Origin of the sequence: Stenotrophomonas sp. GZD-301, from assembly GCF_049310345.1 — a bacterium.
Lineage (GTDB): Bacteria > Pseudomonadota > Gammaproteobacteria > Xanthomonadales > Xanthomonadaceae > Stenotrophomonas.
In genome coordinates, this window is sequence record NZ_JBMOWY010000068.1 from 48,788 (window position 1) to 61,365 (window position 12,578).

Sequence of the window (12,578 nt, forward strand, 5' to 3'; positions counted from 1 at the left end):
GAAAGTCGCCCGTAAAGGCCGACCGTAGAGCCGACTGTAGAGCCGACTTCTAGTCGGCTGCTCTCCGGCCAGCCACCGATTTACCCACCCCGCCCGCGCCGTGCGCGCAAGCCGACCAACGGTCGGCTCTACCAAGGGGCAAGCCGACCAACGGTCGGCTCTACCAGGGCGCAAGCCGACCAACGGTCGGCTCTACCGGGGCGCAAGCCGACCAGCGGTCGGCGCTACCGCGGTGAATGGCGGCGCAACGCGGGGGCTGTCGCGCGCGGTGTAAACCTGGCGCTTACGCGGGCAGGACTATGCTGGGGCGAGTCTGATCCTGCAGGAGCGTCCATGCGGCTGTACCACGCACTTCCGGCCGGCCTGCTGGCCGCGTCCGTCCTGACCGCCTGCGGTGGCCGCGCCGCCGACAGCACCGTGCTCCGCGAATCCTTCGATTCCGGCGATACCTATTCGCGCAGCGTACCTGGCGACCCGGGGCATGCCTGCGAAGCGGCACGCCGCACGCTGCTCAGCCAGGGCTATGCGATCGCCCGGGCCGGCAGCGATGCCGTGGAAGGCAACAAGAACTTCCAGCCCCGCGAAGACGAACACGAGCAGCTGGTGCTGCGTATTTCCTGTGCGCCGCGCGGCGACCAGGCGCTGGTGTTCGTCAGTGCCGTGCAGGACCGCTACGCGCTGAAAAAAAGCCCCACCTCGGCCAGCGTCGGCGTGGGTGCCATCGGCTCGGTGTCGCTGCCGTTCGGCAGCAACGACGACTCGCTGGTGAAGGTGACCAGCAGCACGGTGCAGGACGCCGATTTCTACAAGCGCTTCTTCGACCGCCTGCAGCAGTACCTGCCTGCGGCAGCGGCCGCGCCCCCGCCGGCCCCGGTCGAGCCGGTGCCGGCACCGCGTCCTGCGGCGCCCCCCACCCCCGAACCGGCGCCATCGCTGGTGCCGGCAGCGGAGATTCCGGCGGACGCGGGCTGAGTCGGATGCGCAGGCGCGCGATGCTGCGGGGGGCACTGCTGGTGGGTCTGCTGGGGCCGGCGTTGGCGTCCGGTCAGCCAGGCGGCTGCGCGCAGGCGCTGTTGACCGAGCTGGGGTGGCGGATCGAGACGGCCGACATTGCCGCTCCCGTCGTGCACGGTGGCCCGGTCTGCGAGCGTGCCGACCTCGCCCAGGCGCAGGCGGCCGGCGACCTGCGCGTGCAGCTGCCCGCGCGCTGGAGCGAGGACCAGCGCGGCGGCTTTCTGCGTGAACTGTTCGACGATCCGGCCACGGTCTGCGCGTATGCGTTTCCGCTGGGGCAGGCCGCCCGACGTGCCGCCACCCACCTGGAGGCCAACGACGGCTTCCGCTTCTCTGCGCTGCAGCTGGGCTGGATCGGCTTCGGCGCGCGTGGCGCGCAGGCACAGGGATGGGAGGGGTTCCGCAGCTTCGGGCGCGGCTACCAGCCGGCCGCCGGCAACAGCGCGGCGCTGCAGGCGTTCTACAGCGGCCGCGTACGCGCCGAATGCGGGGTAGGGCGCCAGGTTGCCCAACTGGCCACCCAGCGTGAGCTGTACGGCGATGCCGCCTTCGATGCCGAGTTCGCGCCGGGCGAGCTGTCCATCGGCACCTTCCTGACCCTGCACGACACCGACAGCATCCTGCTCGGCCGCCATGCCGGCCGCTTCCTTGCCGACGGCAAGGCGCGCCTGACCGCGCAGCGCGGGCGGCAGGCATTCGTCGGCGCACCGGGATTCATCGAACACGTGTTCGACCGCCAGTACCTGGACGACATCAACAACCAGGCCGAGAACTTCGTGGTGGTGGACGTGGGCGATGCGGCGGCGCGTGCGCTGCGCGCGCACGGCGGCTTTGCCCACTACGACGCGGTCAACCGGCGCATCTGGACGCTGGCCACACAGCTGCCCGGTCCCGGTCCACGCCGCTTCGAACGGCTGCTGATCGAGCGTGACCCGATCGCGCGGCGCGAGGTGCCGGCCGACAAGCGGGCGCTTCTGGCTGAACTGGACGACCTGCTGGACGATCCGTTCTACCGGGAGTTCCTGATTTATGTGCACCCACGCGGTATACGTCCCATCGGGTATCACGTGGCCCGCCTGCTCGACCGCAACCCGCGTACGCCGTTTGCGATCGAACTGGGGCTGCACAATCTGCATACCACGCTGTACCGGCGCTGGATCGACGCACGCCTGCGGCAGTGCGCGGCCACGGCGCCGGTTTCCCTGACGAATTCGCAAGCTGAGCAAAGGTGATCGATGGACATTGCAATGATTGGACTGGGGCGCATGGGCGCCAACATGGCCGAACGGCTGCATCGCGGCGGGCATCGCGTGATCGGCGTGGACCCCGGTGAAGGCGCGCGTGCCAGTGCGGCCGCACGCGGTTTCGAGGTCAGCGCGTCGGTCGCCGATGCGCTGGCCGCGTTGCCGGTGCCGCGCGTGGTATGGCTGATGGTGCCGGCCGGCGAGGTGGTGGACCAGACGCTGGCGGCGCTCGCCCCGCACCTGGCCGAAGGCGATGTGGTCATCGACGGCGGCAACTCGTACTACAAGGATTCCATGCGCCGCGCCACGCAGCTGCTGGCCGATGATGTGACCTACCTGGACTGCGGCACCAGCGGCGGCGTGTGGGGCCTGCAGGAAGGCTACAGCCTGATGATCGGCGGCGATGCGGCCGCCGTGGAGCGGGTCGGCGCGATCTTCCGCACCCTCGCACCGGCCGCCGACCGCGGCTGGGCGCACGTCGGGCCCAGCGGTGCAGGTCACTTCTGCAAGATGGTCCACAACGGCATCGAGTACGGAATGATGCAGGCCTACGCCGAGGGCTTCGCGCTGATGCAGCACAAGACCGAGTTCAACCTGGACCTGGCCGAGGTCGCCCGCGCGTGGCAGCACGGCAGCGTGGTGCGTTCGTGGCTGCTGGACCTGAGCGCCGATGCCCTGGGCCGCAATCCGCAGCTTGACGGCATCGCGCCGTACGTGGAGGACTCCGGCGAAGGCCGCTGGACGGTGGCCGAGGCGATCGATCTGGACGTGCCGGCGCCGGTGATCACGCTGTCGCTGCTGGAGCGTCTGCGTTCACGTGAGAAGAACTCCTTCAGCGATCGCCTGCTGGCGGCGATGCGCAACGAGTTCGGTGGCCACGCGATCCATCCCAAGGGCTGAGCCGGCGGCTCAGTCCAGGGCGATGCGCGCGCCGCAGGCCGCGCTGCGCTGGCCGGCGTCGAGCAGGCGCATCACCTGCAGTACCTGCGCGGCGCTGACCGGCGGCTCGCCCTGGCCCTGTATCGCGTCGCGGAAGGCGGCGTAGCAGGCACGGTAGTCGCCCGGCACGTTGTCCACGCTGCTGCGGTGCGCCTGGCCTTCGGCATCGACCACCACACGGTGCCCGTGCACCGGGTCGATGCCCCAGCCCGGCGCACCAGGCGCGATGCCGCGGCGAAGCTGGTCTTCCTGCACATCGCGCCCCTCCTTGAGCCAGCTGCCGGCGCTGCCATGCACGGCAAAGCGCGGCGTGCCTGCCGCCACCAGCGAGCCGGCGTGCAGGATCGCGCGGTGGCGCGGGTAATACAGCACGGCATGGACGTAGTCGTCGCTGCGCGCGTGCTCGCGCTGTGCCATCAGATCCACGCTGATCGCCTGCGGCCAGCCGAACAGCTGCAGCATCTGGTCGAGCAGGTGCGGGCCCAGATCCATCCACAACCCGGCACCGGGGCCATCGCCTTCGCGCCAGCGGTCGCGTACCTGCGGCCGGTAGCGGTCGAAGTGCGAGTGGCACTCGGCAATCTCACCGAGGTGGCCATCGGCCACCTGCTGGCGCAGGGTCAGGAAATCGGCGTCGTAGCGGCGGTTGTGGAACGCGGTGATCACGCGCTCGGCGGCGGCGCCTGCCTGCAGCATGGCGTCGGCTTCGTCCACCGACAGTGCGAACGGCTTGTCCACCAGTACATGTTTGCCCGCGGCCAGCGCCGCATGCGCCAGGTCGGCGTGGGTGTCGTTGGGTGTGGCGATCACCACCGCGTCGACGGCAGGATCGTCGAGGAGCTGCTGCGGATCGGCGCAGATGCGCACGTCGGTGAACTCGCGCAGCAGATGGTCACGCTGCGAACTGGCGATGCCGTGCAGCACCAGGCCGGGCGTGTGCCGGATCAACGGTGCATGGAACACGCGACCGGCCAGTCCGTAGCCGATCAAGCCGACATTCAACGCGGTGGCCATGTCGTACTCCACGAGGCAGGGGGAATGCAGAGCGTACCGGCTGCGCATGACGCACGGAAATCTGAACGGTGGTGCAGGAAGCTGAGCGGTTCACGGCAGCGTTATGCGGCAGCGACGTGCTGCATACGGCCCTGCACCGACACTGGGATCACCAACCCGCAGGAGACATCCGAGATGACCCTTACTACCCGTAATCTGCTTGCTGCTTCGCTGGCCTTCGGTATGGTGCTGGGCACGTCTTCGGTCATGGCCAAGACCCCGCCCAAGAGCACCGACGCGGCGGCGATGACCCATGCCGATACCCATGACTCCGCCGAACCGGTGACCGACAGCTGGATCACCACCAAGGTCAAGACCGACCTGCTGACCAGCAAGAACGTACCGGGCACCGAAGTGAAGGTGGAGACCGTCAATGGGGTGGTGACCCTGACCGGCACCGTGGCCAGCCAGGCCGAGCATGACAAGGCCGTCCGCGTGACCCAGGGCATCAAGGGCGTCAAGCGCGTGGATGCCAGCGGCCTGAAGGTGGCGGCTGCCCGCTAAACGCGGCCCGCACATCGCCGCACCCGAGGGGCGCGCCATCCGGCGCGCCCTTTTTTACGCGTTCATCAAACCGGGCCCGCCGCCGTATTCACACATGGGCTGGGGTATATTGGCCGTTCCGCCACCGCAGGTGTGGCGCGCTTGACGGCCTGCCGCGGGTGCGCATGGCCGGTCACGGCACAGTGAGCTGACGAGGGACTATGGCACTGGTTTTCAGTGATGAAATCTGGGATCGCTGGCGTTTGCCGGCACTGGGACTGGCGGCGATCGCCATTATCGTGGTGCCGTGGCTGACCCTGCGCAAGCTGGAGCAGGAAAACGCCAACGCCATGAAGTGGGTGAGCCATACCCAGGAAGTGGGCGTGGCGCTGTACCAGCTGCAGGCCGACGTGCGCGATGTGGAGTCGGCCGCGCTGACCATGTCCAAGGGCATCGACGCGCCCGGGCTGCGCGAACGCCTGGCCCAGGCCAACGACATTCCGACCCGGTTGTCCAAGCTGGCGGTGCTGACCCAGGACAACCCCGACCAGCTGGTGCGCATCGGCCGCATCGAGTCGATGCTGGAGCGGCGCATGGAGCTGGCCAAACAGCTGGCGCGCTCTTCGCCCACCTCCGACCAGCGTCAGCTGGTGCAGGACATGACCACCCGCTACCCGATCCGCAACCTGGTCGAGGAGCTGCAGAAACACGAGGAGCACCTGCTCGCCCAGCGGACCGAAAACCTCGCCAGGCAGCAGCGGCAGAGCGACATCGTCTCGTGGAGCGCGCTGCTCGTGCAGCTGCTGCTGCTGGGCCTGGTGCTGTGGCTGCTGCACCGCCAGATCGGCCACCGTGTCAATGCCGAACGGCAGTCGCTGCGCTCGGCCGCGCGCGCGGCCTCGGTGCTGCATACGGTGCGCGAACCGATCGTACTGCTGGACCGCCAGCTGCGCGTGCAGATGCACAACCCGGCCTTCGCCGAGCTGTACGGCCTGGACGAGGCCGAATCGTCCGACGGCATGGCACTGGACAGCGTCGGCGATGGCGCCTGGCAGGACGCGGTGGTGCGCCAGCGCCTGACCGACGTGCTGGTGCGTGGCCGCGAGCTGTGGGATTACGAACACGAGCAGCGCACCGCCGACGACGTGTCGCGCACGATGCTGATCAACGCGCGGCGCATGCCGCTGCCGGACAAGGACGACGAAGTGGTGCTGATGACCGTCAGCGACGTCACCGTGCAGCGTGCCGTGCAGCAGCGCGTTGAAGAGCTGAACCGCCAGCTGGAAGGCAAGGTCGAGCAGGTGTCGGAGGTCAATCGCGAACTGGAAGCATTCAGCTATTCGGTCTCGCACGATCTGCGCGCGCCGCTGCGGCATGTGGCCGGCTTCTCCGACAAGCTCACCCGCCACCTGGGCGACCAGGCCGACGAGAAGAGCCAGCACTACCTCGGGGTCATTTCCAACTCGGCACGGCGCATGGCCGCGTTGATCGACGACCTGCTGGTCTACTCGCGGCTGGGCCGGGCGGCGATGCGCCTGCAGGCGGTGGACATGCAGTCGCTGGTGGCCGATACCCGCTCGATGCTGGACGCCAACCTGCAGAGCGAGTCCGAGGCCAGCGGCGTGTCGCGCCAGGTCGAATGGTCGATCGCCCCGCTGCCGATCATCGTGTCCGACGAGAACATGATGCGGCAGGTCTGGCTGAACCTGTTGGGCAACGCAATCAAGTATTCTTCCACCCGGGATCCGGCCCGGATCGAGATCGACTACAAGCTGCAGCCCGATGGCAGCCACCTGTTCTCGGTACGCGACAATGGCGCCGGTTTCGACATGGCCTACGCCAGCAAGCTGTTCGGCGTGTTCCAGCGGCTCCACAAGGCCAGCGACTACCCCGGCACGGGCATCGGCCTGGCCAGCGTGCGCCGCGTGCTGACCCGGCACGGCGGCCGCATCTGGGCCGAGTCGGTGGTCGATCAAGGCGCCACGTTCCACTTCCTGCTTCCTCCTGCACTCGACGCAATCAACAAGGGCTCTGCCGCATGACCGCACTCCGTACCATCCTCCTTGCCGAGGACAGCCCCGCCGATGCCGAGATGGCGGTCGATGCCCTGAAGGAAGCGCGCCTGGCCAACCCGATCGTGCACGTCGAAGACGGCGTGGAAGCGATGGATTACCTGCTGCGCCGCGGCGCCTTCGCCAACCGCGAGGAAGGCCTGCCGGCCGTGCTGCTGCTGGACATCAAGATGCCGCGCATGGACGGCCTGGAAGTGCTGCGCGAAATCCGCAACACCGACGAGCTCAAGCGCCTGCCGGTGGTGATCCTGTCGTCCTCGCGCGAGGAAAGCGATCTGGCGCGCAGCTGGGACATGGGCGTGAACGCCTACGTGGTCAAGCCGGTGGACGTGGACCAGTTCTTCGGTGCGGTGCAGACCCTGGGCAAGTTCTGGGCCGTCATCAACCAGGCTCCGGAGCTCGAGTAATCCCATGCCGCTGACCGGCCCTGCGTTGGGTGCACTGCGTGTCCTGCTGGTCGAAGACTCGCCGGAAGACGCTGAACTGATGTGCGAGCAGATGCTCGATGCCGGCCTTGAGGCCAGCTTCGAGCGGGTCGAGGGCGCCGATGAACTGCGCGAGGCGCTGGAGCGCTTCCTGCCGGACATCGTGCTCTCGGACCTGAGCATGCCCGGCTTCTCCGGCAACGAGGCGCTGCAGATCGTGCGCGCCGCGAGCCCGGACGTGCCGTTCATCTTCGTGTCCGGCACGATGGGTGAGGAAAACGCGGTGGCGGCCCTGCACCAGGGCGCCAACGACTACATCATCAAGCACCTGCCGGCGCGTCTGCCGTCGGCGGTGGCCCGCGCCGTGCGTGAAGCGCGCAGCGGCATCGAACGCCAGCGCGTGGAAGCCGAGCTGATGCGCGCCCAGCGGCTGGAAAGCCTGTCGCTGCTGGCGGCCGGGCTCAGCCACGACCTGCGCAACATCCTGCAGCCGCTGCTGATCATGCCGGACCTGCTCAAGGCCCGCACCGAAGACCCGCAGCTGCACCACCTGGCCGACGTGATCGCCGAGTGCGGCCGCCGCGGCCACGAGATGGCCGAGTCGATGCTGTCGTTCGTGCGCGGCTCGCGCAAGCCGAGCGAGCACATCTGCATCGCCCATCTGTTCGAGGCAGTCGAACTGCTGCTGCGCAGCAACCTGCCCGACAAGGTGACCCTGCAGCTGGACGTGGCCGAGGAAGGCCTGGCGGTCGACGCCAACTACACCGAACTGCAGCAGGTGCTGCTGAACCTGTCGTTGAACGCGATCCAGGCCATGCCCAGCGGCGGACGCCTGACCCTGCGCGCGGCAGCGGACGTGGGCGCGGACGGGCAGGGCGAGGACTGGCTGCGCATCTCGGTGACCGACGAAGGCACCGGCATGGATGCCGAGACCCTGTCGCACCTGTTCAATCCGTTCTTCACCACCAAGGCCAACGGCACCGGCCTGGGCCTGATCTCGTGCAAGCGCATCATCGAAGGCGTGCACGGCAGCATCCACGTGCACAGCGTGCCCGGTGAAGGAACCCGCTTCGACCTGCTGCTGCCGATGCAGGAGCTGGCGGCCCCCCACGAGGCCATCGACGGGCCGATCGCCGCCGGTGCCGGCCAGTCGATCCTGGTGGTCGATGGCGAGGCCACGCGCCTGTCGCTGCTCGGCAACGCATTGTCCAGCCAGGGCTATCACCTGCAGCTGGCGTCCGACGGCGCGGCCGCGCTGCGCTGGATGCAGCAGGAGGCGATGCCGGCGCTGGTGATCGCCGATGCCGGCTCCAAGCTGCTCTCGGCCAGCCATCTGCTCGGCGAGATGGCGTCGCTGGGCTACCGTGGGCCGGCGCTGGTGCTGGAAGAGGCCGACGTGACCGTGCCGCTGGCGGTGTTCCCGCCGGCCATCAACGTTCACGTACTGCGCAAGCCGCTGGAGATGCAGCAGGTGTTCCGCTCGGTCGCCGAGGCGCTGGAGACGGCGTAAGAGAGTACCGACCAACGGTCGGTACCCACCCAACGGTCGGTACCCACCCAACGGTCGGTACCCACACCCCTACATCAGTGTTCCCAGGGAAACGCCGGCAGACTGGCGACGGCCTGCTCGAGTTTGTGCGACCAGCTGCCGTGGATCTCGGCATACAACGGCGAATCGCCGGCCAGCCGCATGCGCTGGCTGATGCGCAGGTCGCCGTCGCGGATCAGCACCAGGTCCATCGGCAGGCCCACCGACAGGTTGGAGCGGATGGTGGAATCCAGCGACACGATCGCGGTGCGCGCCGCATCTTCCAGGCGGGTCTGCGGGCGCAGGATGCGGTCCAGGATCGGCTTGCCGTACTTGGATTCGCCGATCTGCAGGAACGGGGTCTCCGGCGAGGCCGCGATGGCGTTGCCCAGCGGGTAGATCATGTACAGGCCCGGGTGCTCGCCGGCGATCTGCCCGCCCAGGATCAACGTGGCCTGGGTGACGATGCCATCGTGGCTGGCGTCCTGGGTGGTGGCCTTGACCTGGCTGTCGACCAGGACGCGGCCGACATATTCGGCCACCTCGAACAGGTGCCGGTACGCCCGCAGGTTCTCCGCGCGCTGCTCCTCGACGTCCCGGCGCAGCCGCGAGATCAGCAGCTGGGTGGTGGCCAGGTTGCCGGCGGCCATGATCACGAACGCGGCTTCGCCCGGAAACTCGAATTCATGCAGCTTGCGGTGGACGCGGACATCGTCCAGCGAGGCGTTGGTGCGGGTATCGGCGGCGAAGACCAGGCCTTCGTTCACCTCGATGCCGACGCAATAGGTCATGTCGGTGTCCTATGATGTGCACCCCGATTCTATGCGGTGGCCGTGACGGCACCATGTGGATTCGCCCCACGCACGCTGAATACCATGACCACTGCGCTCCTGAGCCTGGGCAGCAACCTGCAGCCGCAACAGCATCTTCACGCCGCGGTGGAGGCCCTGCGCGCGCGCTTCGGCGACATCCTCGTTTCCCCGGCCTACCGGACGGCCGCCGTCGGTTTCGACGGCCCCGCGTTCCTCAACAATGCGGTGGTGATCGAGACCGATCTGCCATTGGACGCGCTGGATGCCTGGCTGCACGCGTTGGAAGATGCCCACGGCCGCGACCGCAGCGGCCCGCGCTTCAGCGACCGCACCCTGGACATCGACGTGGTCTTCTATGGCGACCTGATCGTGGAAGGGCCCGGCCACCTGCGCATTCCGCGCCCCGAGCTCAAGCACGCCTTCGTGCTCAAGCCGCTGGCCGACATCGCCCCGGATTTCCGCGACCCGGTCAGCGGGCTGACCCTGGACGCGCTGTGGCGCGCCCACCGCCAGCATGGCGAGGCGTTCGAGGTGGTGGAGCTGCGGTAGGTGCCGACCGGTGGTCGGTACGCACCCGTTACGACAGCGTCCGGCCGCCATCCACGCGCAGCGTATGCCCGGTCACGAACGGCGCATCGCTGACCAGCCAGTACACCGCCTCGGCGATCTCCTCCACGGTGCCGGTGCGGGCCAGCGGGGTGCGGGCCAGCAGCGCCTGCTGCGCGAAATCGTCCTTGCCCTGTTCCGGCCACAGGATCGCGCCGGGCGCCACCGCGTTGACCCGCACCTTGGGCGCCAGTTCCAGCGCCAGCGAGCGGGTGACCATTTCCAGCGCGGCCTTGGCCGCGCTGTAGACCGGGTGATCGCGCATCGGCTGGGTGCCATGCAGATCGGTCAGATTGACGATGCTGCCCTGGTGTCGGCGCAGCTGCGGCGCGGCCGCCTGGGCCAGCAGCAGCGGGGCGCGCGCATTGACCGCGAACAGGTCGTCCCAGTGCTCGGCGGTGATCTGGCCGAGCAGGGTGGGGTAGAAGTTGGAGGCGTTGTTGACCAGTGCGTCCAGGCGCCCGAACTGCGCCACGGTCTGCTCGACCAGGTCGGGCAGGGCGTCGGCGTCGCGCAGGTCGGCCTGCAGGGCCAGCACGCTGCCGGGGCGCAGCATGTCCAGGTCGAAGGCCATCTGCTGCAGCTCGGCGGTGGAGGTATGGGCGTGCAGCACCACCGACCAGCCGCAGGCATGGAAGTGGCGGGCGATGGCCGCGCCGATCCGGCGCGCACTGCCGGTGATCAGCGCCACGGGCGCGGTGTCGGTCATCGGGGGTAACTCCCTGCTCGGCTATGCTGTGCATTGTCACCGCAATCGCCCGCGCCATGCATTCCCCACTGCCCCTTCCCGAGTCCGACGCCCTGGCCCACAGCGACACGCTGGCCGCCGCCCTGCGCGCGGAGATCCTCGCCAATGGCGGCGCCATGCCGTTCGCGCGCTTCATGGAGCTGAGCCTGTACGCCCCCGGGTGGGGTTACTACAGTGCCGGCGCCAGCAAGTTCGGCAGTGCAGGCGATTTCACCACCTCGCCGGAGATCGGCTCGCTGTTTGCCGCCACCGTGGCCAACGCGGTCGCGCCGGTGATGCAGCAGCTCGGCCCGCAGGCGCGGTTCCTGGAACTGGGGGGTGGCAGTGGCGCGTTCGCCGAGATCCTGCTCAAGCGCATGCTGGAGCTGGACGCGCTGCCGGACCGTTACGCGATCCTGGAACCCAGTGCGGACCTGCGCGAGCGCCAGCGCGAACGCCTGGAAAAGGCGCTGGTGCCGCCGCTGTTCGCCCTGGTCGAGTGGCTGGACGGGCCGTTCGACGACGACTGGGACGGCATGGTGTTCGCCAACGAGGTGATCGACGCGCTGCCCACGCCGCGCTTCCTGGCCAAGGACGGCATGATCTACGAGGAAACCGTGGAGCTGGACGCGCAGGGCGCCTTCGTGCGCGGTGCGCAGCCGGCCGACGCGCTGCTCGGCGCGGCCGTGCGGCATGTGGAGGCCTACCGCGAAAAGCCGTTCGCCGACGGTTACCGGTCCGAGCTGCTGCCGCAGCTGCCGTACTGGATCCAGGCGGTGGCCGGCGGCCTCAAGCGGGGCGCGATGCTGTTCGTGGACTATGGCTACCCGCGCAACGAGTTCTACCAGGACGAGCGCGACGACGGCACGATGCGCGCGTTCTACCGCCACCACGTGCACAACGACGTCTACCGGTGGCCGGGTCTGCAGGACCTGACCGCGTCGGTGGACTTCACCGCGCTGGCCGAGGCCGGCACCGGGGCGGGGTTCGACCTTGCCGGCTACTGCACGCAGGCCAGTTTCCTGCTGGGCAACGGCCTGGATGGACTGCTGGAAAAGGCCGAGGCGCGCACCGACGAGATCGGCCGCGTGCGCCTGCGCGACCAGGTCAAGAAGCTCACCCTGCCCACCGAAATGGGCGAGCGCTTCCAGGTGATGGGCTTCCAGCGCGACGTGACGTTCGAGGCCGCGTTCCTGCTCGGCGACCTGACCTGGCGGCTGTGAGGTGGCGGGCACGGGCGTGTTGAAGCCGTTGCGCTGGCCACGGGTGTGGCTGGCGCTGTGGTGGCTGGCGATCCTGGTCACCATCACCGTGTGCCTGATCCCGCCGCCGCCACTGGCGCTGCCGGAGAACAGCGACAAGGTCGAGCACTTCCTGGCGTATTTCCTGCTGGCCGCAGCGGCCGTGCAGATCTACCGGCCGCGTGCGCCCCTGGCCTGGGCAGCGGTGGGCCTGGTCGGCCTGGGCATCGGCATTGAAGTCGCGCAGGGCGCGTTGACCACCGACCGCATGGCCGACCCGATGGATGCGCTGGCCAACAGCGTGGGCGTGCTGGCCGGCATCGCGCTCGCGTTCACCCCGCTGCGCGATCTGCTGGTGCGCCTGCGCGGATAAGCGCGGTAGTGGGGGGGGGGGGGGGGGGGGGAGGGGGTAGGGGGGGGGGGGGGGGGGGGAG

At 68.9% G+C, this 12,578-nt stretch carries 13 protein-coding genes; 10 read left to right on the forward strand and 3 right to left on the reverse strand.

Going from position 1 to position 12,578, the window contains the following annotated elements; all coding sequences use genetic code 11:
* The first annotated feature begins 333 nt into the window (after positions 1 to 333).
* From ACO6VK_RS17560 to gnd, 3 genes are read left to right on the forward strand one after another with little or no spacing between them, the layout of a single operon-like run.
* The gene (locus ACO6VK_RS17560) at positions 334 to 972 is read left to right on the forward strand and encodes a DUF2242 domain-containing protein (RefSeq protein WP_422509358.1); all 639 of its coding nucleotides are present in this window, start codon (positions 334 to 336) and stop codon (positions 970 to 972) included.
* Positions 973 to 992: 20 nt separating this feature from the next.
* Positions 993 to 2,246 (forward strand): hypothetical protein, encoded by a 1,254-nt coding sequence (locus tag ACO6VK_RS17565; protein WP_422509360.1) that lies wholly within the window; start codon positions 993 to 995, stop codon positions 2,244 to 2,246.
* 3 nt (positions 2,247 to 2,249) lie between these two features.
* Positions 2,250 to 3,158 (forward strand): phosphogluconate dehydrogenase (NAD(+)-dependent, decarboxylating), encoded by a 909-nt coding sequence (gene gnd / locus ACO6VK_RS17570; RefSeq protein ID WP_422509362.1) that lies wholly within the window; start codon positions 2,250 to 2,252, stop codon positions 3,156 to 3,158.
* Positions 3,159 to 3,167: 9 nt separating this feature from the next.
* On the opposite strand, the gene ACO6VK_RS17575 is transcribed toward gnd, so the two are convergent.
* Positions 3,168 to 4,211 (reverse strand): oxidoreductase, encoded by a 1,044-nt coding sequence (locus ACO6VK_RS17575; RefSeq protein WP_422509364.1) that lies wholly within the window; start codon positions 4,209 to 4,211, stop codon positions 3,168 to 3,170.
* Between the two features lie 174 nt (positions 4,212 to 4,385).
* Here ACO6VK_RS17575 and ACO6VK_RS17580 point away from each other — a divergent pair, with 174 nt between their 5' ends.
* The 4 genes from ACO6VK_RS17580 (at position 4,386) to ACO6VK_RS17595 (ending at position 8,740) form a co-directional block, all read left to right on the forward strand.
* Positions 4,386 to 4,754: a BON domain-containing protein gene (locus tag ACO6VK_RS17580; RefSeq protein ID WP_422509366.1), complete on the forward strand. Its 369-nt coding sequence runs from the start codon at positions 4,386 to 4,388 to the stop codon at positions 4,752 to 4,754.
* Between the two features lie 200 nt (positions 4,755 to 4,954).
* Positions 4,955 to 6,775 (forward strand): sensor histidine kinase, encoded by a 1,821-nt coding sequence (locus ACO6VK_RS17585; RefSeq protein WP_422509368.1) that lies wholly within the window; start codon positions 4,955 to 4,957, stop codon positions 6,773 to 6,775.
* Positions 6,772 to 7,212: a response regulator gene (locus tag ACO6VK_RS17590; RefSeq protein WP_017354409.1), complete on the forward strand. Its 441-nt coding sequence runs from the start codon at positions 6,772 to 6,774 to the stop codon at positions 7,210 to 7,212. Before ACO6VK_RS17585 ends, ACO6VK_RS17590 begins: the two co-directional genes overlap by 4 nt.
* A gap of 4 nt (positions 7,213 to 7,216) precedes the next feature.
* On the forward strand, positions 7,217 to 8,740 hold the full coding sequence (locus ACO6VK_RS17595; RefSeq protein ID WP_422509370.1) for an ATP-binding protein: 1,524 nt from the start codon (positions 7,217 to 7,219) through the stop codon (positions 8,738 to 8,740).
* A 74-nt stretch (positions 8,741 to 8,814) separates the two neighbouring features.
* Here the strand turns inward: ACO6VK_RS17595 and ACO6VK_RS17600 are convergent, their stop codons facing one another.
* On the reverse strand, positions 8,815 to 9,549 hold the full coding sequence (locus ACO6VK_RS17600; protein ID WP_422509372.1) for a 20S proteasome subunit A/B: 735 nt from the start codon (positions 9,547 to 9,549) through the stop codon (positions 8,815 to 8,817).
* An 84-nt stretch (positions 9,550 to 9,633) separates the two neighbouring features.
* On the opposite strand from ACO6VK_RS17600, the gene folK reads away from it, so the two are divergent.
* The gene (gene folK / locus ACO6VK_RS17605) at positions 9,634 to 10,119 is read left to right on the forward strand and encodes a 2-amino-4-hydroxy-6-hydroxymethyldihydropteridine diphosphokinase (protein WP_422509374.1); all 486 of its coding nucleotides are present in this window, start codon (positions 9,634 to 9,636) and stop codon (positions 10,117 to 10,119) included.
* Positions 10,120 to 10,147: 28 nt separating this feature from the next.
* Here folK and ACO6VK_RS17610 read toward each other — a convergent pair whose 3' ends face one another.
* Entirely contained in the window at positions 10,148 to 10,885 is a 738-nt protein-coding gene (locus ACO6VK_RS17610; RefSeq protein WP_422509376.1) for a pteridine reductase, read from the reverse strand.
* Between the two features lie 56 nt (positions 10,886 to 10,941).
* Here ACO6VK_RS17610 and ACO6VK_RS17615 point away from each other — a divergent pair, with 56 nt between their 5' ends.
* Both ACO6VK_RS17615 and ACO6VK_RS17620 read left to right on the forward strand, forming a co-directional pair.
* The gene (locus ACO6VK_RS17615) at positions 10,942 to 12,126 is read left to right on the forward strand and encodes a class I SAM-dependent methyltransferase (RefSeq protein WP_422509378.1); all 1,185 of its coding nucleotides are present in this window, start codon (positions 10,942 to 10,944) and stop codon (positions 12,124 to 12,126) included.
* Position 12,127: 1 nt separating this feature from the next.
* Entirely contained in the window at positions 12,128 to 12,517 is a 390-nt protein-coding gene (locus tag ACO6VK_RS17620; RefSeq protein WP_422509380.1) for a VanZ family protein, read from the forward strand.
* Positions 12,518 to 12,578 lie beyond the last annotated feature (61 nt).

Bases quoted from the DNA above. Each gene is read 5' to 3' on its own strand.
- ACO6VK_RS17595 (WP_422509370.1), top strand. From the start codon at position 7,217: ATGCCGCTGACCGGCCCTGCGTTGGGTGCACTGCGTGTCCTGCTGGTC.
- ACO6VK_RS17615 (WP_422509378.1), top strand. From the start codon at position 10,942: ATGCATTCCCCACTGCCCCTTCCCGAGTCCGACGCCCTGGCCCACAGC.
- folK (WP_422509374.1), top strand. From the start codon at position 9,634: ATGACCACTGCGCTCCTGAGCCTGGGCAGCAACCTGCAGCCGCAACAG.
- ACO6VK_RS17590 (WP_017354409.1), top strand. From the start codon at position 6,772: ATGACCGCACTCCGTACCATCCTCCTTGCCGAGGACAGCCCCGCCGAT.
- ACO6VK_RS17580 (WP_422509366.1), top strand. From the start codon at position 4,386: ATGACCCTTACTACCCGTAATCTGCTTGCTGCTTCGCTGGCCTTCGGT.
- ACO6VK_RS17565 (WP_422509360.1), top strand. From the start codon at position 993: ATGCTGCGGGGGGCACTGCTGGTGGGTCTGCTGGGGCCGGCGTTGGCG.
- ACO6VK_RS17575 (WP_422509364.1), bottom strand. From the start codon at position 4,211: ATGGCCACCGCGTTGAATGTCGGCTTGATCGGCTACGGACTGGCCGGT.
- ACO6VK_RS17600 (WP_422509372.1), bottom strand. From the start codon at position 9,549: ATGACCTATTGCGTCGGCATCGAGGTGAACGAAGGCCTGGTCTTCGCC.
- ACO6VK_RS17560 (WP_422509358.1), top strand. From the start codon at position 334: ATGCGGCTGTACCACGCACTTCCGGCCGGCCTGCTGGCCGCGTCCGTC.
- ACO6VK_RS17610 (WP_422509376.1), bottom strand. From the start codon at position 10,885: ATGACCGACACCGCGCCCGTGGCGCTGATCACCGGCAGTGCGCGCCGG.
- ACO6VK_RS17585 (WP_422509368.1), top strand. From the start codon at position 4,955: ATGGCACTGGTTTTCAGTGATGAAATCTGGGATCGCTGGCGTTTGCCG.
- gnd (WP_422509362.1), top strand. From the start codon at position 2,250: ATGGACATTGCAATGATTGGACTGGGGCGCATGGGCGCCAACATGGCC.